The organism is Pseudacidovorax sp. DMC4 (assembly GCF_056314265.1).
Map to the genome: position 1 here is coordinate 9507 of NZ_JBQUYR010000023.1, position 19283 is coordinate 28789.

14 protein-coding genes are annotated in these 19283 nt (G+C 68.8%); 5 read left to right on the plus strand and 9 right to left on the minus strand.

Going from position 1 to position 19283, the window contains the following annotated elements:
- Positions 1-4: 4 nt before the first annotated feature.
- Entirely contained in the window at positions 5-6868 is a 6864-nt protein-coding gene (locus ACT54X_RS27865) for a prealbumin-like fold domain-containing protein (protein WP_476349840.1), read from the plus strand.
- A gap of 181 nt (positions 6869-7049) precedes the next feature.
- Here the strand turns inward: ACT54X_RS27865 and ACT54X_RS27870 are convergent, their stop codons facing one another.
- Entirely contained in the window at positions 7050-7619 is a 570-nt protein-coding gene (locus tag ACT54X_RS27870; protein ID WP_476349841.1) for a recombinase family protein, read from the minus strand.
- Positions 7620-8065: 446 nt separating this feature from the next.
- Between ACT54X_RS27870 and ACT54X_RS27875 the strand changes: the two genes are divergently transcribed.
- On the plus strand, positions 8066-9070 hold the full coding sequence (locus ACT54X_RS27875) for a LysR family transcriptional regulator (protein WP_476349843.1): 1005 nt from the start codon (positions 8066-8068) through the stop codon (positions 9068-9070).
- A gap of 35 nt (positions 9071-9105) precedes the next feature.
- Here the strand turns inward: ACT54X_RS27875 and ACT54X_RS27880 are convergent, their stop codons facing one another.
- From ACT54X_RS27880 to hpaH, 7 genes are all read right to left on the minus strand, one after another.
- Complete coding sequence (locus tag ACT54X_RS27880; RefSeq protein WP_476349845.1) at positions 9106-9684, minus strand: DoxX family protein; 579 nt, start codon at positions 9682-9684, stop codon at positions 9106-9108.
- 197 nt (positions 9685-9881) lie between these two features.
- Entirely contained in the window at positions 9882-10826 is a 945-nt protein-coding gene (locus ACT54X_RS27885; RefSeq protein ID WP_294372936.1) for a fumarylacetoacetate hydrolase family protein, read from the minus strand.
- A gap of 19 nt (positions 10827-10845) precedes the next feature.
- Positions 10846-11712, minus strand: a complete 867-nt coding sequence (locus tag ACT54X_RS27890) for a DODA-type extradiol aromatic ring-opening family dioxygenase (protein WP_294372937.1) — start codon at positions 11710-11712, stop codon at positions 10846-10848.
- Positions 11713-11733: 21 nt separating this feature from the next.
- Complete coding sequence (locus ACT54X_RS27895) at positions 11734-13209, minus strand: aldehyde dehydrogenase family protein (protein ID WP_476349848.1); 1476 nt, start codon at positions 13207-13209, stop codon at positions 11734-11736.
- A complete protein-coding gene (locus ACT54X_RS27900; protein WP_294372941.1) occupies positions 13206-14645 on the minus strand; it encodes an FAD-binding oxidoreductase in 1440 nt (479 codons plus the stop codon). Before ACT54X_RS27900 ends, ACT54X_RS27895 begins: the two co-directional genes overlap by 4 nt.
- A 2-nt stretch (positions 14646-14647) precedes the next feature.
- On the minus strand, positions 14648-15451 hold the full coding sequence (gene hpaI, locus ACT54X_RS27905) for a 4-hydroxy-2-oxoheptanedioate aldolase (RefSeq protein ID WP_294372944.1): 804 nt from the start codon (positions 15449-15451) through the stop codon (positions 14648-14650).
- A complete protein-coding gene (gene hpaH / locus ACT54X_RS27910) occupies positions 15451-16257 on the minus strand; it encodes a 2-oxo-hept-4-ene-1,7-dioate hydratase (RefSeq protein ID WP_294372946.1) in 807 nt (268 codons plus the stop codon). Before hpaH ends, hpaI begins: the two co-directional genes overlap by 1 nt.
- Before the next feature lie 131 nt (positions 16258-16388).
- On the opposite strand from hpaH, the gene ACT54X_RS27915 reads away from it, so the two are divergent.
- Entirely contained in the window at positions 16389-17306 is a 918-nt protein-coding gene (locus ACT54X_RS27915; protein WP_294372948.1) for a LysR family transcriptional regulator, read from the plus strand.
- 4 nt (positions 17307-17310) lie between these two features.
- On the opposite strand, the gene ACT54X_RS27920 is transcribed toward ACT54X_RS27915, so the two are convergent.
- Complete coding sequence (locus tag ACT54X_RS27920; protein ID WP_294372950.1) at positions 17311-17901, minus strand: NADPH-dependent FMN reductase; 591 nt, start codon at positions 17899-17901, stop codon at positions 17311-17313.
- Between the two features lie 37 nt (positions 17902-17938).
- Between ACT54X_RS27920 and ACT54X_RS27925 the strand changes: the two genes are divergently transcribed.
- Positions 17939-18649, plus strand: a complete 711-nt coding sequence (locus ACT54X_RS27925) for a GntR family transcriptional regulator (RefSeq protein ID WP_294372952.1) — start codon at positions 17939-17941, stop codon at positions 18647-18649.
- Positions 18650-18700: 51 nt separating this feature from the next.
- Positions 18701-19270, plus strand: coding sequence for a VOC family protein (locus tag ACT54X_RS27930; RefSeq protein WP_294372954.1), 570 nt, complete (start codon positions 18701-18703; stop codon positions 19268-19270).
- The last annotated feature ends 13 nt before the right edge of the window (positions 19271-19283 follow it).

The following is a 19283-nucleotide window of genomic DNA, read 5'->3' on the forward strand; positions in this document are numbered from 1 at the left end:
AACGATGAAGAAGACAAACCACCAGTCGGCATTGCAGGATAAGCCGAAGCCGGTGCTGCACAGGGATGGTCGAGGAGAAGGCGGCAAGGTGCCCTGGCGTGCCGTGCTGGCCCATGTCGTGCTGGTGGCGGTGCTGCTGCTTCTGGCGCTGGTGCAGCCGGCCGGTGCGACCACCATTCCGGTCATCAGCTGCAACTCGACCGGGTACCTCTTCAACACGGCCTACAGCGGCAACCCTGCCGGTCCGCCCAAGGCCTCGGGCACGCGCGACACCTACTGGCAGGTGAATGCATCCGCCCGCGATGCGGCGTCGCCCTACACCGTCGACAGTTCCCAATGGGTGGATGCCTATGTGGTGAGCCAGCGGGCCGGTTGGGCGACCTCGCCGTTCAACAACGCGGACTGGATCGCGCACAACACCGATGGCTCCAGCCCCGCGACCTACCGGCGCTACACCTATTGGTACCGGTATCTCTTCGACCTGGACTCCCAGCTGGACCCGTCGGCGTTCTACATGAAGCTCAGCTTCTTCGCGGACGATTCGCTGGGCTCGGTGTATGTCAACGGTGTGGCGCAGGCGAGCCCCAACATCCCGGACAACATCGACGGCAACAACTACTCGCCCGGGCAGGGCGCCACCCTGGTGCTGGACAACAGCTGGAAGGTGGGCCGCAACGAGATCCTGGTGCGCATCGCCGATCGCGGCGGCTGGTCGGGCTTCCTGGTGCAGTACGACAGCCAGTCGTCGACCATCTGTTCGACGCGCACCACGGTCAATGCCGTCAGCAATGGCGGCACGAGCACCTTTGGCTACACGGGCACCAACGGCATCGCGAGCCAGTCCGTGTCCACGACGGCGCCGGGCACGAGTGCCGCCGGCCCGATGCAGACGCTGACCGCCGTCAACGACAAGACCACGCTCACCCAGGCCACGACGCCACCGGGCTTCCGGCTCAGCGCCATCGCTTGCACCGGCCAGGCGGCGGGCGCGACGATGGCCTACAACACAGGCGCGACCACCGACGCCGCGGGCACGCCGGCCCGATCGGCGCAGTTCTCGTTCGCGGGCAATGGCCGGGCCGTTTCCTGCACCTTCACCAACCAGGCCGTGGGCGACGGCGGCGCGTACTGGGACGGCAATGGGGCGGCCAACAACAGCAACGTGGCCGGCGGCGCCGGAACCTGGAACGCGACCAACACCAACTGGACGGACGCCAACGGCGCCCAGAACGGCGCATGGGCCGCCAACGGGCTGGCCGTCTTCACGGGCACGGGCGGGGCGGTCAATGTCACGGCGGCGCAGACCATCGGCGGGCTGGCGTTCCGCGGCAGCAGCTACAGCCTGGGCGGCTCGGCGCTGACGGGTGGGCTCGCCACCAACACGCTGACCGCCGATGCCGGCGTGAGTGCCACGGTGGGCAACGAACTGGCCGGTGGCAACGCTTTCGACAAGACCGGCACGGGCACGATCCGCCTTACGGGCCGCAGCAGCTTCACGGGCCCGCTCACGGTGAAGGCGGGCACGCTGGTGCTGGCAAATGGCAGCCAGGCCGTGACGCCCGCCAGCGGTTCCATCGCGGTGAACAGCGGCGGCACGCTGGCCTTCGGGACCAGTGACAACTGGGGTGTGCACACCACGACCTCCTCCGCTGCGATCAAGGTCAACGCGGGCGGCACGCTCGACTCCGGCGGCTACTACAACACCCTGTGGAACCTGGCGCTGAACGGCGGCACCGTGGCCGCCAATGGCGGCATCAGCGCGTCCTATGGCGCCTTCGGCCTGGCGGGCACGGTCAGCGCGACGGGCGGCGCCTCCAGCATCACGGCGAGCGGCGCCAATGCCAGCATCGCGCTGGGCTCCAGCGCGGGCGCATCCACCACCTTCAGCGTGGTCGACAGCACCGACAGCCTGTCGATCGCAGCGCCGCTGCAGAACTTCGCGGGCACCACGGCGACGGCCATGGTCAAGGCCGGCGCGGGCACGCTGACCCTGAGTGGTGCCAGCACCTACACCGGCAGCACCACGGTCAATGCCGGCAAGCTCTCGCTGGGCGCGAACGGTGCGCTGCCGTCGGCGAGCGCCGTGACGGTGAATGGCGGCACGCTGGACCTGGGCGCCTACAGCCAGACGCTTTCGGCGGGGCTGACCGTGGGCAGTGCCGGCACGCTGTCGATGGCGGGCGGCACGTTGACGCTTTCCGGGGGGAGCAGCAGCATCGGCAGCATCAGCGGCAGCGGTACGCTCAAGGTGGGCGCGGGCGCCACCCTCACCTTGACCAAGGCGCTGGTCAACAGCGGCATCAACATCGTGATGGATGGCGGCAAGCTCACGCTGGGTACGTTCTCGCACAGCCTCGGTGTGCTGTCGCTGACCTCGGCCGACAGCATCATCGACTTCACCGGGGCCAGCCTCAGCGTCGCCACGCTCGGGCCGATCGCAGCGGGAAAGACGCTGACGGCCAGCAACTGGACCGCCGGCACCACGCCCTTCGTGGCTGCAGGCGTGAACGGCAATCCCGCGCGGAACCAGACCGGGCTGGCCACGCTGAGCCAGGTGAAGCTGGGCAGCAATCCGGCCGGCGCGACCTACTGGGCCGGCACGGCCGGCGCTGCCGGCGCTGCCGGCGCACTGATGGCGGCCGGGACCTTGAACAACTGGGACATCACCCCTGGCAACAACCAGATCGACGCCGGCGCCGGAACCTGGGACGGCATCAGCGTCAACTGGGCCAACAGCGATGGCACCGCCAATGGCACCTGGGTTGGGGGAACGGGCACCGCCGTCTTCGGCGGCACGCTGGCGGCGCCGGCCACGGTCGCGGTGTCCGGCACGCAGAGCATCGGCGGGCTCACGTTCAATGCCTCCGGTTATACGCTGGGCGGCGGCATCCTGAATCTGGCCGACACCACCAACACCGTGGGCACTTCAGGCGCGGCGGTCACGGCCACCATCGGCGCCGTCATCGCCGGCGGCACGGGCAACGCCCTGGTGTTTGCCGGCCCGGGCACCACCACGCTCACGGCCAAGAACACCTTCACCGGGCCCACCACGGTGAACGGCGGCACCCTGGTGCTGGCCAACACCGCCAATGCGGTCACGCCGACGGGCAACACGATCACGGTCAACAGCGGCGGTACGCTGGCATTCGGCGCCACGGGCAGCTGGGGCATCGATGCCGCCACCACGGCTTCCGTCGTGCTCAACGGTGGCCGGATGAGCGCCAATGGCTACTACACGACGCTCAAGGACCTCGTGCTCAAGGATGCGACGGTCGACGCCAATGGCGGCGCCAATGCCACCTATGGCGCGTTCGGACTGCCGGGCACGGTCACGGCCACCGGCCAGTCGGTCATCAACGCCAGCGGTCCCTTCGCCACGATCAACCTGGGCTCGGGCCTGGTCCAGACGACGACCTTCAGCCTGCCTGGGGCGGCCGACAGCCTGGTGATCGCGGCGCCTCTGCGCAACTACCAGAACGCCCTGAGCGTCACGCTCAGCAAGACCGGCGCCGGCACGCTCACCCTGACCGGCGCGAACACCTTCACCGGCCCCATCGGGCTGTCCGCGGGGGTCCTCCGGATCGGCGGCGCCGGCACCCTGGGCGCTGGTGCGGTCTACAACGGCAGCATCACCAACGACGGGACGCTGCAGTATTCGAGCAGTGCCAACCAGACCCTCTCGGGCAACCTTCTGGGTGCGGGCGCGCTCGTCAAGGACACGGGCAGCGGCACGCTGATGCTGTCGGGCGTGGGCAAGACCTACACGGGCACCACCACGGTCACGGCGGGCACGCTCGCGGTGGGCGTCGACAACGCATTGCCTGGCGCAACGGCACTGACCATCGGAGGCGGCGGGACCGTCAGCCTGGGGGGCTTCAGCCAAGCCCTGTCGAAGGTCGTGACCGTCGACAGCGGCGGCACGCTCGAGCTGGGCACCGGCACGCTGACGTTGTCGGGCGGACTGACGGTCAACGCGGGAGGCTGGCTCGACCTGGGCAGCAGCGGCAAGCTGGTGCTCGGCGGTGGCACGAGCAACGTGACGGCCATCAGGGGCGCCGGCACCATCACGCTGAACCCGGGCGCGACGCTCAACCTGAGCGCCGCCGTCGCGGCACCCGGTGTCGATGTCGTGATGGCGGGCGGCACGCTCAACGTGGGCGTCAATGCCCACAGCCTGGGCACGCTCACGCAGACAGCCAGCAGCAGCATCGGCTTCGGCAGCGGCGGCAAGCTGACGGTGTCCCTGCTGGGCGACCTGGGACCAGGCCTGACGCTCACGGCGAGCAACTGGGTGGCGGGCAGCACCGGCTTCTACGTCACCAGTGTGAGCGGCTCGCCAGCGCCCGCGCGCAACACGCTGGGCCTGCCGACGCTGAACCAGGTCAAGCTGGGCAGCAACGATGCCTCCCTGACGTACTGGTCGAGTGGCGCCAATGAACTGCTGGCCGGCCTGCCACCCGGCGCCTACACCTACTGGGACACCAACCCCACCCTCGCCAGCATCGATGGTGGCGATGGAAACTGGGACGGCACTTCGGCCAACTGGACCACCAGCAGTGGCTCACCCAACGGCAACTGGACGGGCGGCAACGTGGCCACGTTCGGGGGCACGGCCGGCACGGTCGCCGTCACGGCGGCCCAGAGCATCGGTGGCATGACCTTCGCCACCGGCGGCTACATCCTCGGCGGCAGCCAGGCGCTGACCCTCGCGGGTGCCAGCAACACCCTGACCAGCAGCAACGGCGTGGCCACCATCAATGCCGTGATCGCCGGCACGAGTACCCAGGCGCTGGTCATCGAGGGCCCCGGCATCGTCACGCTGGGCGGCGCCAACACCTATGCGGGCAGCACCAGCGTCAACAGCGGCACCTTGCGGGTGACCGGCAGCACGGCCAGCGCCAGCGCGGTGAGCGTCGCCAGCAGCGCCACACTCGGCGGCACCGGCACGGTGGCTGGCACCGTGAACGTCGCAGGCACCCTCAGCCCCGGCGCCGCATCGGGCGCGGCGGGCACGCTGAACACGGGCGTCCTCACGCTGGGCAGCACCGCCACGCTGATCCTGGATCTGGGCGCGTCGGGCACCATCGGCGGCGGCGTCAGCGACCTGGTGAACGTGACGGGCGATGTCTCCCTGGGCGGCAAGCTCGTCATCAACAAGCTCAGCGGTTTCAGCACCACGGGCACCTACACGCTGCTCAGCTACAGCGGCACGCGCAGCGGCGCCTTCGCGTCCACCAACCTGGGCGCCATCGGCTACCAGGGCATGATCCAGTACGACGACGCCAACAAGAAGGTGCTGCTGGTGGCGATGCCGAGGGTGAAGATCGCCCAGGTCAGCAATGGCGGCACCGACAGCTTCAACTTCGTCATGTCCGGCCTGGACACCGCCAGCGCCGCACTGAGCACGGCCATCGCCGGCACAGCGGTGACGAGCGCCACCTTCAACGGCACCGCTGGCACCGCCGTGAGGATCACCCAGGGCATACCCGGCGGCTGGCCCAGCACACCCACGAGCATCAGCTGCGTGGACGCCAACGGCACCAGCAGCGGCAACGGCACCGGGGCCCTGGGCACCGTCGTCGCCTCGGGCATCGCGATCGACCTGTCGACGACGCAGATGCGCGCGGGTGCGGACATCACCTGTACCTTCACCAACACCCGCAACGGCATCGCCGGTGTGGTGTTCAACGACGGCGGCGCGCCCAGCGGCAGCACCAACACCGGCACGCCCAACGACGGCTTGCGCAACGGCTCGGAAGCCGGTGTCGGCGGCATCACCGTCCACCTGACCGACTGCGCCAGCACCACCTACACCAGCGCCACGACGGACGGCAACGGCAGCTACAGCCTGAGCATCCCGACGGCGCAGATCGGCCAGCCTGTCTGCGTGCAGGCGGTGCTGCCGGCCAGCACGGTGGCCACGGGTGCCAATGCGGCAGGGACGCTGCTGCCCGACGGCAGCATCACCACCGTGGGCGGCGTGGGCTACACGTACATGCGGGCCAGCCAGCAGGCGGCTTTCACGGCGCCGTCCTCGGGCACGGTGACGCTGAACTTCGGCCAGGTGCCGGCCAGCACGCTGACGCCCACGGCGAGCCGCCAGCAGGGGCGTGCCGGCGGCCGCGTCGTCCATCCGCACATCTTTGCGGCCGGCACCGGTGGCGTGCTGAAGGTGCAGTTGGGGACGCCGACGGCCACGCCGGGCAGCGTCACGGGCTGGACGGAGATGGCGTACCTGGACGCGAACTGCACGGGCAAGCTGGATCTGACGGCGCAGCAACTGGCACCGACGCCGACGACGCTGACCCTGGTGCAGGGGCAGCAGGTGTGCTTCCTGGTCCATGAACTCGCGCCGGCCACGGCGCCCGAGGGCAGCAGCAACGCCGTGCCGGTGACGGCGACCTTGGCTTTTTCGAACGCGGCGCCAGGCCTGAGCGCAAGCTACACCGCCACCGACACCACGACGTTGAGCAACGCGGCGCTGCAGCTGACCAAGGAGGTGCGCAACGTGACGCAGGGCGTGACGACCTTTGGCACCAACAACAGGGCGAAGTCGGGCGAGGTGCTGGAGTACCGCATCACCTACACCAACAACTCGCTGTCGCCCATCACGCGCCTGGTGATCAGCGATGCGACACCCACGTACACGAGCTTCGTGCAGGCCAGGACCGAGACGACGCCATCGAGCCTGACCGCCTGCACCAAGGTGACGCCGATGAACGCGGGCACGTCCTCGGCACCGGCCACGCCGGTGGGTTGCGATGAGGTTCAGTCCGTGGGAGGCACGGGGCCGGTCGTCTGGTCCTTCATGGGCGCCCTCAACGGCGGTGGCGAGGGCAGCGTGCTGTATCAGGTGAAGGTGGATTGAAGAGGGGCGGCCCGATGCGGAAATGGCGATGTGCCAAAAGCCGCTGGATTCCAATGCCGGAATTTTCGTCACCGCCCTTTGCGGCCAGTTGCAACGAATTGTCTGAGAGGTGCAGCACGCCAATGGATGGGGCTCTCCGGCCGCCGGTCCGCCTCTTCGCAGAGGACGGACCGCGTGCCATTCAAGCTCTTGCGGTGATCGCGCGCACGAGGTGGCGCTTGAGCGTGCGCGGGTGCACCTTGTATTGGTCTGCCGCCTTTTCGATGTCGATCAAGCCCGATCCGGCCATCTCGATCAGGGACGCGAGCTCGCCCTCGGGAATTGATGGCGGCCTGCCGATGCGTCGCCCTCGCTTTCTGGCGGCGGCAAGACCGGCGCGCGTGCGTTCGCTGATCAAGGAGCGCTCGAATTCCGCAAGTGCCGCCATCAGGTGGAAAAGGAATGTGCCCCCCGGCGTGGCGGTATCGATCGCTTCCGACAGCGACGCGATCTCCACCTGCTTGCTGCGCAGCACCCCGACCACCTGAACCAGTTTTCCCAGGGAGCGTCCCAGCCGGTCCAGTTTCCAGACGACCAGGGTGTCGCCCCTGCGTACCCGGCGCAGGGCCCGCGTGAGCCCTGGCCGCTCGAAGATCGCCCCTGACACACCCTGGTCGCTGAACACCACATCGCATCCAGCGCCCTCCAGCGCTTGAAGCTGCAAGTCGAGATGTTGCTCGTCCGTAGACACGCGCGCATATCCAACCTTCATGTTCTTGCTCTGCTCGCCACTAGATGCTTGCGATCTCGAAAGCCAGCGTCGCGGCGGACGCGCTGTAAATAGGCGGCCGAGCGGCCGTTGAATTTCTCTCGCGATGCAGTCCTGTGCGCCAAAGAAGTTGCAGGCCCGGAACCGCCGGCACGCAAGCTATTGCCGGTATCGGCGCGCGCGGATTCCAGGGACCGTGCGCGCAGCAAGCCGCGTGAGTCGGCTTTGAAGAAAGGGGTGTTTGAACGTCCACGGATACGCTCCTCTTACAGGGTTGCTTTGATGTATGTCATGGATCTTGCGAGGTATCCGGAGCGTTGTTTGCTTCCCTCCGATGGCCGCATCATTTGCAAGGTTCCCGACGTTTATTTGCAGTTCGCATGGTTCCGTTGGACCCCGGCAAAGTCAAATGCATCAGAATCATCGGTCGGATAAATCTGAGAGCATCAATGCTCGTACCCAACCGCTATCTCCGACACGCCCTGGCTCTGGACGAGCACCGTCATTACGCCCGTGCCGCCGATGCGCTGCACATCACGCAGCCCGCACTCAGCCGCAGTATTCAAGGGCTGGAGCAATTGCTGGGCGCCCGCCTGTTCGACCGCGGGCGTGGCGAGGTCGAGGCGACACCCATCGGTCTGATCCTGCTGGATTACGCACGCAAGGCCGTGCTCAATGCCCACGACCTGCAGCGTGCCGTGGCGCTGGCCAAGGGGGCCGAGCTCGGCACGTTGCGCGTGGGTGCCGGCCCGGTGGCCGGCGCGGCGCTGATCGGTCCCGTGCTGGGGCGTCTATGCCATCTGCACCCCCAACTGCGGGTGGAGGTAGTGTTCTCCGCCTGGCAGGAGTTGCCGCAGCGGCTGCGCGCCCGTGAGATCGACCTGATGCTGTCGAACGTGGGCGACACCGAGGGGCTGGACGATCTGGAGATCCTGCCCTTGCGGCCTCATGCGGCCGTGCTCGTCGCGCGCACCGGCCATCCGCTGGACAGGGCAGAGTCACCGGAGACGCCGGAGGAGTGGCTGGCCTATCCCTGGGTGGGCCCGCACTTTCCGCTGCGCTCCGCGCGGCAGTTCCTGGGGCGCGTGCTCGGTGCGGAGGCTTTGCAACAACGTGCGGGACGGCTGCTCAGTGTGGTGTGCGACAGCCAGGGCGTGCTGGAAGATGTGTTGCTGCGCAGCGATGCGATCGCGCCGATGTGCATGTTCATGGTGGCCGACGCCCTGCGTGCCGGCCGGCTCGTGGTGCTGCCGACCCCGCCGCTGGGCGACTATGGCAATTTCAGCGTTGCGCGGCTGGGCTCGCGCAGTCCCAGTGCCCCGGAAGCTGCCTTCATTCAACTGCTCCAGGAATGGGACGAGGAAGCGGTGGCCGAAGAGCGACGTCTGCTCAGCCTGACCCAGCGGCGGCGCAGATCGCGCCGCAAGGCGCCGACGGACGCCCAACCCGCCTGAGCCGCGCAGCGCTGCTGGCATGGCAGCGCTGCGCTTCAGAAGGACTTCTTGAGCTGTCGATCGACCGACCAGATCCCGCCACCGAAGGCCGCGAAGAACAGGCAGCCGAAGGCCCAGATGCTGGACAGCTGCACGGCCTTGCCTTGTAGCAGGTCCGTGAACGCGACACCGGCGTCCATGAGCCGCTTCGTGCCATTGGGCGTCAGGAACTCCGGATGGGCCTCGATCGCTTCAAGGCCGGCGCTGGTCAGCAGCGGCTGGGCGTTGTACGGGAAGTGGAAGTGGAACCACACCGTCACGAACAGCATGACCGCGTTGGCCAGGGCGAAGGGCCGGGTGAGAAAACCCAGCAGGATGGCCGCACCGCCGACGACCTGCATGACGGCCAGCAGTGGCGAGAACAGCCAACCCGGATGGAAGCCGATCATCTCGACGAACTGCACCTGGCCCATCGGATCGAGGATCTTCGGCCAGCCCTCGTGGAGCAGCCAGCCGCCCAGGGCCAGCCGGAGCAACAGCCATCCCAGAGGCTGCGCGAAGTTTTGGTACAGCGGGGCCAGCGCCGGGATGAAAAGACTTTCTCTGGAAACGTTGAAGTCGAAGGAGCGACGCATAGGAGCCTTGCAGAATTTTCGGGGGTGCCGCACTGGTCGGAGCACGTGTGTCCGGGTGCACGACGATCTTCCCAGGCACTCATCCAAGGCTTTTGATGCATGTCATGGTTGGGTCCAGTGGAACGGCCGGACATGCATCGAGACGGCGTCGTCCGCGTCCAGGGTCGCGCCATGGGACTGAACGCAGACCTTGCCAATCATTCGCCCTTGGCCGCGCGCAGGTTGGCCTTGAAGTGTTCCGGCACGCGCTCGTCGAAGCCGAGCGCCACGCGGCGCACTTCGGGGCTGTCGGTGGGCGCATGGCCCACGCCCAGGGCCGCCGCGCGCGGCGCGTCGATGGCCACCACCGTGCCTTCCACGCGGCCGATGCCGGTGATCTCGCAGGCCACGACGTTGCCCGGGTTCACGCTGCGCGAATGGCAGGGCGTGCCCATCAGGATCACGTCGCCGGGCATCAGGGTGATGTGGCGCGCGATGTCGGCGATCACGTAGTGCGGGCCCCAGATGGTCTCTTCGCCGATCTGCGCTTCCTGCACCACCAGGCCGTCCACCGTGGTGCGCAGCGTCTGCGCGAACAGGTCGACGCCGCGCACGATGCCGGGCCCGATGGGCAGCAGCGTGTCCGCACCCTTGACGCGCAGCATGCTGCCCTGGTCGGTGTCGCGGAAGTCCTGCAGGCCCATGTCCAGCGCCGGGCAGAAGCCTTCGATGCAGTCCCAGGCTTCGTCGGGCGTCACGTTGCGGCAGGTGCGGCCGATGACGACGGCGTACTCGCCCTCGTAGTTGAGGTACTTGCAGTCCGCCGGCTTGAGGATCTGGCCCTTGTGGCCGTTGAGCGAGGTCGGCGGCTTGGTGAAGTAGGTGGGCGTCTCGGTGGGCTTGGGCTTGTTGCGCGTCTCCATGCTGCGCGAGCTGTAGGAGATGTGCACCGCGATGATCTTGCTCGGGTTGACCGGCGGCAGGTAGGTCTGCGCGTCGGCGTCCAGCAGGCGGCCGTCGTCCAGGCGCAGGCGGCCGGCGTCGGAGCCTTCTTCCACCATCGTGCCCCAGAAGGCGCTGCCGCCGATGAGGACGCGGCGTCGCTCGACGCGGGGGCCCTGCATCACGGCGGGCAGGCTCTGGAGGGGGAATTCGAAGTTCATGGCGATTCTTGTGTGGGGCTCAGGCAGGGAACCAGATGTGGATGTTTCCGGTGCCGCGCGCGTTCTCGTAGGCGGACAGGGCCTCGCCCTTGGCGCGGCAGTCGGCGCCGCCCATGGCGCCCAGCATCTGCAGGTAGTGCGCGCCGAAGGCCTCCCAGGGCTTGCGTCGGTATTCACCGTCCCAGCGCTCCAGGATCAGGTCGTGCCGGCCTTCGGCCATCAGTGCGATGGCGCCCTTGTCGCTCTCGATGTTCTCGGGCGAGGAGACGTTGCTCTCGTGGAAGATGCGCGGATGGTTCGGCATCCAGTCGATGCCGTTGAACTTGTGGCTAAGCGCGCCCGAGGCCAGCAACACCACGCGCAGGCCGCTGGCGCGGATGCCCTCGCCGATGTCCTCGCCGGACTGGACGAACTGCTCCCAGCGGCAGTTCTGGCACGAGCTCACGGTCACCACCGGCGTGTCGTCCAGCTCCAGCCGCAAGTGCTTGACCAGGTTGACGGTGGCGTAGTGCCGGCCCAGATCGGGGTGGTCGATGACGCGGACGTAGCCCTGGCGTGCGCGCGAGGCGGTCTCCAGCGCCCGGGCCAGCCGCGGATGGCCGCGGTAGGCGAAGGGCACGCCGTGCAGGTACCAGGGCATCTCGTCGGAGATGTAGGTGCCGCTGTAGCGCGCGCCGCCGTCCACCAGGTGGTAGCCGGTGGTGAACCAGTGGCTGTCGAAGATCATGACCACGTCCGGCTTCGCTGCCGCGATGCGCTCGCGCAGCCGGGCATAGCCGGCGATCAGGTCCGAGTCCTCGCCGGCGCCCTGCAGGCGGCGGAATTCCTCGCACTGCATGAGGCCGGGGTGATGCGACACGATGGCCGATCCAACAATCTGTCCCATGGGAATGTCTCCTGATGGCGTTCAGCGGTGGCTGAAGCTCGCCTTGAACGGCTTTTTGGGGACCACGACATCCTTGACGTCGCAGAAGAATTCGAAGCTCCAGTCGCCGCCTTCGCGGCCCACGCCGGAGCGCTTGATGCCGCCGAAAGGCGCGGCCAGGTCACGGATGCCGAAGCTGTTGACCCAGATGAAGCCGGTGCGCACCTGCTTGGCGATCTCGGTGGCGTGCTCGGTCTCGCCGTAGCAGACGCCGCCCAGGCCGTAGTCGGTGCCGTTGGCCAGGGCAATGGCCTCTTCGTCGCTGGCGAAGGTCTGCAGCGTGAGCACGGGGCCGAAGACCTCGTTCTGCACGATCTCGCTGTCCTGCGCCACCTTCGTGAGCATGGTCGGCTTGAAGTACTGGGCGCCGAAGCCGTGGCGCTCGCCGCCCCACAGCAGCTCGGCACCGGCAGCCACCGCGCGCTGCACGAAGCCTTCGACGCGGGCCACCTGGCGCGGATGGATGATGGGGCCGACTTCGGTGGCCTCGTCGCGCGGATCGCCCACGGTGAGCTTCTCGACGTGGCTGCGCATGGTGGCGACGAAGCGCTCGGCCACCTTCTCGTGCACCAGGAAGCGCGTGCCCGCCAGGCAGACCTGGCCGGCGTTGCGGTACATCAGCGCGCCGGTGGCGGCGGCGCCATCCAGGTCGGCATGTTCCAGCACGATGAAGGGGCTCTTGCCGCCCAGCTCCAGGCTGCAGGGCACCAGGTTGGCGCCGGCCGCTTGTGCGATGAGTCTGGCCGTCGGCACGCTGCCGGTGAAGGAGACGCGCGCGATGCGCGCATCGCCCACCAGCCGTGCACCGGTGTTGGCGCCCGTGCCCTGCACCACGTTGAAGACACCCGGCGGCAGGCCCGCCGCGTCTGCACAGTCGGCCAGCAGCGAGCAGGTGAGCGGCGCCCACTCCGGCGGCTTTAGCACGCAGGTGTTGCCTGCGGCCAGGGCCGGGCCCAGCTTCCAGGTGGACAGCATCAGCGGCGCGTTCCACGGCGTGATGATCACCACCACGCCGGCCGGGTCGTGGCGCACGATGTGGTGGGCCTGCTCGGTGTCGATGGGGCGGTTCTGCAGGTCCAGCGCATGCTGGGCGAACCAGCGGATGTTGAGCATGGCGCGCGGCACCACGCCGTGGCGCATGCGCGAGAGCAGCACGCCGGCGTCGGTGCTCTCCAGCCGGCAGAAGTCGTCGGCACGCTTGCCGATCTCCTCGGCGAAACGCTCCAGGTAGGGCAGGCGCTCGGCCGCGCTCAGGGCACTCCAGGCCGGGAAGGCGCGCTGCGCGGCCGCGATGGCGGCCTCGGTGTGGTCCTCCAGGCCTTCGGCGATGCGGCCCAGCGGCTGCTGGTCGATGGGGCTGAAAAGCTCGAAGGTGGTGGCCGAGGGCACGCGGCGGCCGTCGATGTAATGGTCGGGCGAGACCTTGACGCCCGCCACGTCCAGCAGGGAAGTGGTCATTCGGAATGCTCCTGGTTGGGTGGCAGCAACTTGCCGGGATTCATGAGGCCGTGCGGGTCGAGTGCGGCCTTGACGGCCTGCATCAGGCGCAGTTCGACCGCCGACTTGTGGCGCGCGGATTCGTCGCGGCGCAGCACGCCGAGGCCGTGCTCGGCCGAGATCGAGCCGCCATGGGCCGCCACCGCGTCGTGCACGCACTGGTTGATGGGCCTTTCGAGTGCCTCGAAGGCGGCGCGGTGCTCCGGGCCCAGCCGGTCGGCGGCGGGCGAGAGGTTGTAGTGCAGGTTGCCGTCGCCGAGGTGGCCGAAGACGACCAGCCGTTCGCCCGGCCACCGCCGTTCGATCTGCGCGCCCATGGTGGCGATGAAGTCGGCGATGCGGGAAATGGGTAGCGCGATGTCGTGCTTGATGGTGCGGCCCTCGGCACCCTGCGATTCGGAGATGTCCTCGCGCAGCGCCCACAGGGACTGGAACTGCGCCAGCGTGGCCGAGAGGGCGGCATCGGTGGCCAGTTCCTGCTCCAGCGCGGCCTCCAGCAGGCCCTCGATCGCGGCGCTGGCATGGGCCTCGTCCACGTTGTCGCTGACTTCCAGCAGCACGTACCAGGGCGAGCGCTCGGCCAGCGGCAGGCGCGCGCTGTCCACATGCTTTTCCACCAGCGCGATGCAGGTGTCGCTCATCAGCTCGAAGGCGGTGAGACCGGCGCCCAGGCGCGACTGGGCCAGCTGGAGCAGTTGCAATGCGGCGGCCGGGTCGGGCACGGCGACGAAGGCAGCCACCTGCGCCGCGGGCAGCGGGTGCAGCTTGAGCACCGCGGCCGTGATGACGCCCAGCGTGCCTTCGCTGCCGATGAACAGGTCGCGCAGGTCGTAGCCGGTGTTGTCCTTGCGCAGGCCGCGCAGGCCGTCCCACAGCTCGCCCTGTGCCGTCACGGCTTCGAGGCCCAGGCACAGCTCGCGCGCATTGCCGTAGCGCAGCACCTGCACGCCGCCGGCATTGCTGGCCAGGTTGCCGCCGATGGTGCAGGTGCCTTCGGCGGCCAGACTCAGCGGGAACAGCCGGCCGGCTTCGCGTGCGGCGTCCTGCACCTGCTGCAGCGTGACGCCGGCTTCCACCGTCAGCGTGTTGTTGATGGTGTCGATGGCGCGCACCTTGTTCAGGCGCGTGAGCGACAGCACCAGTGTGCGGCCGGATGTGTCGGGCGTGGCGCCGCCCGACAGGCCCGTGTTGCCGCCCTGCGGCACCACGGCGACGCGGTGCCGGGCGCACCAGCGCACGACGGCCGCCACGTCGGCGGCCATGTCGGGCTGGGCCACGGCCAGGGCCTGGCCGGTCCACTTGCGGCGCCAGTCGGTCAGGAAGGGCGCCTTGTCCGCCTCGTCCACCAGCAGGCGGCCGGCGAAGGCTTGGCGCAGTTCGTCCAGTGCGGCCTGCATGCTCAGTAGCCCGAGGCGTTGCCGGCGGCGGGCGCCGGGGCTTCCTTGAAGCGGCGGGCGAGGGCGCGGCTGGCCTGGGCCAGCAGCGTCGCTTCCACGCCCACGGCGATGAAGCGTGCGCCCTTGCCGATCCAGTGGCGTGCGACCGTCTCGTCCGTGGCGAGGATGCCGGGCGCCTTGCCGGCGGCCTGGATGCGTGCGAATGCATGCTCGATGGCTGCGCGCACGTCCGGGTGGCCGGGCTGGCCGAGCAGGCCCATCGAGGCCGACAGGTCCGCAGGGCCGATGAACACGCCATCGACGCCCTCGACGGCCGCGATCTCGTCGATGCGGGACAGGGCGGACGCCGTTTCCACCTGCACCAGCAGGCACATGCGGTCGTTGGCGGTCTGCAGGTAGTGCGCATCGGCGCCCCAGCGCGAGGAGCGCGCCAGGCCGCTTCCCACGCCGCGGATGCCCTGGGGCGGATAGCGCATGGCCCGTACCAGGCCGCGGGCCTGTTCGGCGTCTTCCACCATCGGCACCAGCAGCGTGGTGGCACCGATCTCCAGCACCTGCTTGACCAGGGCCGTGTCGCCGTGCGGAATGCGCACCACGGGGTGGGCGGGGTAGGGCGCCACGGCCTGCAGCGTGCCCAGCATGGAGCGCAGGTCGTTGGGCCCGTGCTCGCCGTCGACCAGCAGCCAGTCGAAGCCGGCGGTGGCGCACAGCTCGGCGGTGTAGGGCTCGGCCAGGCCGAGCCAGAGGCCGATCTGCGCGCCGGGGGCGGCCAATGCGGCCTTGAAGGTGTTCACGGTAGAGGTCATCAGACGAACTTCAGGGAGATGGAACCGAGCGGACCGTAGTCCGCGTGGAAGGTGTCGCCGGCGGCGCAGTGCACCGGTCGCGTGAAGGAGCCGCCCAGCACGATCTGGCCCGCTTCCAGCCCCTCGCCGTGCGGAGCCAGCTTGTTGGCCAGCCAGGCCACGCCGTTGCCCGGGTGGTTGAGCACCGCGGCGCCCAGCCCCGATTCCTCGATCACGCCGTTCTTGAAGAGCAGCGCGCCGGCCCAGCGCCAGTCCACCTGGTCCGGCCGCATGGGCCGGCCGCCCATCACGATGCCGGCGCTGGCGGCGTTGTCGGCGATGGTGTCCAGCACCTTGCGCGGTGCCTTGCTCACGCGGTCGAACTGCTCGATGCGGGCATCGATCAGCTCCAGCGCGGGGATCACGTAGTCGGTGGCGTTGAGCACGTCGAACAGCGTGACGTTGGGCCCACGCAGCGGCTTGGCGAGGATGAAGGCGAATTCGACTTCGAGCCGCGGCACCAGGAAGCGGGCGGCCTCCACCTCGGTGCCGTTGTCGATCACCATGCTCTGCAGCAAGACGCCGTAGTCGGGCTCGGTGATCTGCGAGGCGATCTGCATGGCCCGCGAGGTCAGGCCGATCTTGCGGCCGACGATGGTGTCGCCGCCGGCCAGCTTGAGCGCCGTCCATTCGCGCTGGATGGCGTAGCTGTCGGCGATGGTCATGCCGGACAGGCGCTTGCTGAAGTGCTCGACGGGCTGGCGGCTGCGCTCGGCCTCGATGAGCTCTTGGGCGAGCGCGCGGTTGCGCTCCTGGGGGTCTGTCATGGATGTGTCTCCTGCATCGCCCTGCCATGCGCAGCAAGACGTTTTGATGAAGGCGAAGTCTCGGCAGCCTGGCTGTCCACCACAAGCAATGAATTTGGAACAGTGATCAAGCAGCGCTTGATAATCGACCGATGGCCCTGACGCGCTACACCCTTCGCCAGCTCGAGGCTTTCGTCGCCGTGGCGGAGCAGCGCAGCTTTACTGCCGCGGCGCAGCGCATGGGGCTCACGGCGCAGGCCGTGAGCCAGCTGATCGCCGAGCTGGAGGCCATCGTCGATTTCCGCCTCTTCGAGCGCACCACGCGGCGCGTGGCGCTGTCCAGCGCGGGCCAGCACTTTCTGGGGCCCGCCGAGACGGTCCTGCGTCATGTGCAGGCCGCGGAGATCGCGGCCTCCGACGTGCGCAATCAGGCGGCCGGCATCGTGCGGGTCGGTGCGCCCCAGGTGTTGGCCGGCACCGCCATCCCTGCGGCCATCGGCGCCTTCCAGGCGCTGCGGCCTCGTGTTGTCGTGCGGGTAAAGGATCTGCCGGTCGACCAGCTGGTGGATGCGGTGACGGCCGGCGACGTCGATCTGGCGGTCGGGCCGGATCGGCCCACCGGCGAAGGTGTGCAAGGTACCGCCGTCTTCGACAGCCGGTGGGTGCTGTGGTGCGCCCCGGACCATCCGCTGGCACGCCGCAGGCAGCTGCGGTGGACCGACCTGCACGGCCATGCCCTGGTGGCGGCGGGGCGCGACCATGAGCGCAGCGTTTCGCAGATGCATGTGAATGCGCCAGCGGATGCACGGGTGGAGCCGGTCGACGTGGTGGACAACGTCTCCACCGCCCTGGGCATCGCCGCCCAGGGGCTGGCGGCCACGCTCGCGCCGGCCTACGTGGGCGTGGTGGCGCGGCCCCTCGGCCTTGTGATGCGCCGCGTGGTCGAGCCCGAGACGGTGCGCACGGTCTGCCTCTACCGCTCGACGGTGCGCACCCTGCCGCCCGCGGCCGAGGCTTTCGCCGAGCACCTGCTGCAGTGGTTGCCCGGCTGGCAGAAGCAGGACGACTGAGTCCTCAGCCGCGCGCGGCGGCCAGCAGGCGGATCTCCGCCAGCAGGTCGGCCAGACCCGCCTGGAGCATCTCCAGCGTCGTAGCGTCGCTCAGCCGGCCATCCTGAAAGCGGGAGGCGATCAGCGGAATGGCCACATGGGGCCGCGACAGCGGCCGGGCCAGCGTGGCGGCCAGCGCATCGCGGATCTGCGCCTGGGCCCGCACCCCGCCCAGGGCGCCGGGCGATGCTGTGATCACCAGCGCGGGCTTGCCCTTGAGAGGCGAGGCGAAGGCGGGCCGCGAGGCCCAGTCGATGGCGTTCTTCAGCACGCCGGGCATGCCGTAGTTGTATTCCGGCGAGCAGATCACCAGTCCATCGGCCTGGGCAATGGCATCCTTCAGCTCCGCGACGGCCGCGGGCGGCTGGGGGCCGTCCAGGTCGCCGTCGTAGGGCGGTATCTCCTCCAGCGTGAAGAGCCGCTGCTGGACGTCTGCGGGCAGCAGCGTCGCCATGTTGCGCAGCACCGCGGTGCTGTGCGAGGCGCGGCGCAGACTGCCGGAGATGGCCAGCAGGCGAACCGCCGCTGCAGGCCTGATGTCGGAAGAAACATTCATCGATCAATCCATTGAACTATGCACGGAAGAAAAGTTTATGCATAAAATCTCGTCCATGCAAAAAACGGATGCCGTCTTGCGCGAACCCACGTTGGTGGACCAGGCCTTCGCCCGGCTGCGGCAGGACGTGCTCAGCGGCACCTACGCCGGGGGCGTCAAGCTGAAGGTGGACGAGCTGCAGAACGCCTACGGCTTCTCCAGCAGTCCGCTGCGTGAAGCCCTCAGCCGGCTGGCGCAGGAAGGCCTCATCCGCGCCGACGAGCGCCGGGGCTTTCGCGTCGCGCCGCTGTCGGTCGAAGACATGGCCGACATCACCCGCATGCGCCTGATGCTCGATGTGCCGGCGCTGCGCGACGCCATCCAGCATGGCGACGATCGCTGGGAGAGCGAGGTGGTGGCGGCCTTCCACCGGCTGGAGCTGGTCGAGTCCCGCCTGCCCGACGGCCCGGTGATCCTGGACGACCAATGGTCCGACCTGCACCGCGCCTTCCACCTCTCTTTGCTGGCTGCCTGTCCTTCGGAGCGGCAGCGGCGCTGGGGCGAAAGCCTGTTCGACCAGGCCGAGCGCTACCGGCGCTTCAGCGGGCGCTTCCGCAAGGTGGCCAAGCGCAAGACCAACGAGCACCGCCGGCTCATGGACGCCACCCTGCGGCGCGACGCCGACACCGCTTGCGCCTTGCTGGAGGAACACATGCTCAGCACGCAGCGCAACGTCGAGAACATCCTGAAAGACCTGCCGCCGCCCTGAAGCGGCTTGGCCGGCGATCTATTCGAGACAACAACGGAGACAAGACCCCAAATGCTCAAAGTCCTGCGGCCCACGCCTTCCCACTTCGGCATCTTCGTGACCGACCTGGAGAAGATGGTGGCCTTCTACACCGAGACCTTCGACCTCACGATCACCGATCGCGGCGCGGGCAGCACCTTCAAGAACGAGCTGGTGTTCACCAGTGCCAGCGAGGACCAGCACCACCAGCTGGTGCTGGCTTCGGGGCGGCCCGCCGACGCCACGTTCAGCACGGTGATGCAGATCTCCTTCGTCGTGCCGAGCATCCAGCACCTGCGCGAAGTCACGCAGCGCGCCCGGGAGCGGGGCGCCACCGAGGTGCGCGGCCTCAACCATGGCAACGCGCTGTCGATGTACATGCGCGACCCCGAAGGCAACACCGTCGAGGTGTACGTGGACATGCCCTTCTACGTGGCCCAGCCGCACGGCGATCCGCTCGACCTCGACAAGGACGACGAGACGCTGATGCGCGAGACCGAGGCCATCTGCCGCGCCGATCCCACCTTCATGCCGCTGGACCAGTGGCAGGCCCGGTTCCAGGCCAAGGCCCCCGCTGCTGCGGCATCGGCTGCCCGCGCGTGATCCACGCGGTGCC

What these genes read in the sequence shown, in the direction of transcription:
- ACT54X_RS27865 (WP_476349840.1), top strand. Translation starts at nt 5, where the DNA reads ATGAAGAAGACAAACCACCAGTCGGCATTGCAGGATAAGCCGAAGCCG.
- ACT54X_RS27870 (WP_476349841.1), bottom strand. Translation starts at nt 7,619, where the DNA reads ATGAAGGTTGGATATGCGCGCGTGTCTACGGACGAGCAACATCTCGAC.
- ACT54X_RS27875 (WP_476349843.1), top strand. Translation starts at nt 8,066, where the DNA reads ATGCTCGTACCCAACCGCTATCTCCGACACGCCCTGGCTCTGGACGAG.
- ACT54X_RS27880 (WP_476349845.1), bottom strand. Translation starts at nt 9,684, where the DNA reads ATGCGTCGCTCCTTCGACTTCAACGTTTCCAGAGAAAGTCTTTTCATC.
- ACT54X_RS27885 (WP_294372936.1), bottom strand. Translation starts at nt 10,826, where the DNA reads ATGAACTTCGAATTCCCCCTCCAGAGCCTGCCCGCCGTGATGCAGGGC.
- ACT54X_RS27890 (WP_294372937.1), bottom strand. Translation starts at nt 11,712, where the DNA reads ATGGGACAGATTGTTGGATCGGCCATCGTGTCGCATCACCCCGGCCTC.
- ACT54X_RS27895 (WP_476349848.1), bottom strand. Translation starts at nt 13,209, where the DNA reads ATGACCACTTCCCTGCTGGACGTGGCGGGCGTCAAGGTCTCGCCCGAC.
- ACT54X_RS27900 (WP_294372941.1), bottom strand. Translation starts at nt 14,645, where the DNA reads ATGCAGGCCGCACTGGACGAACTGCGCCAAGCCTTCGCCGGCCGCCTG.
- hpaI (WP_294372944.1), bottom strand. Translation starts at nt 15,451, where the DNA reads ATGACCTCTACCGTGAACACCTTCAAGGCCGCATTGGCCGCCCCCGGC.
- hpaH (WP_294372946.1), bottom strand. Translation starts at nt 16,257, where the DNA reads ATGACAGACCCCCAGGAGCGCAACCGCGCGCTCGCCCAAGAGCTCATC.
- ACT54X_RS27915 (WP_294372948.1), top strand. Translation starts at nt 16,389, where the DNA reads ATGGCCCTGACGCGCTACACCCTTCGCCAGCTCGAGGCTTTCGTCGCC.
- ACT54X_RS27920 (WP_294372950.1), bottom strand. Translation starts at nt 17,901, where the DNA reads ATGAATGTTTCTTCCGACATCAGGCCTGCAGCGGCGGTTCGCCTGCTG.
- ACT54X_RS27925 (WP_294372952.1), top strand. Translation starts at nt 17,939, where the DNA reads ATGCATAAAATCTCGTCCATGCAAAAAACGGATGCCGTCTTGCGCGAA.
- ACT54X_RS27930 (WP_294372954.1), top strand. Translation starts at nt 18,701, where the DNA reads ATGCTCAAAGTCCTGCGGCCCACGCCTTCCCACTTCGGCATCTTCGTG.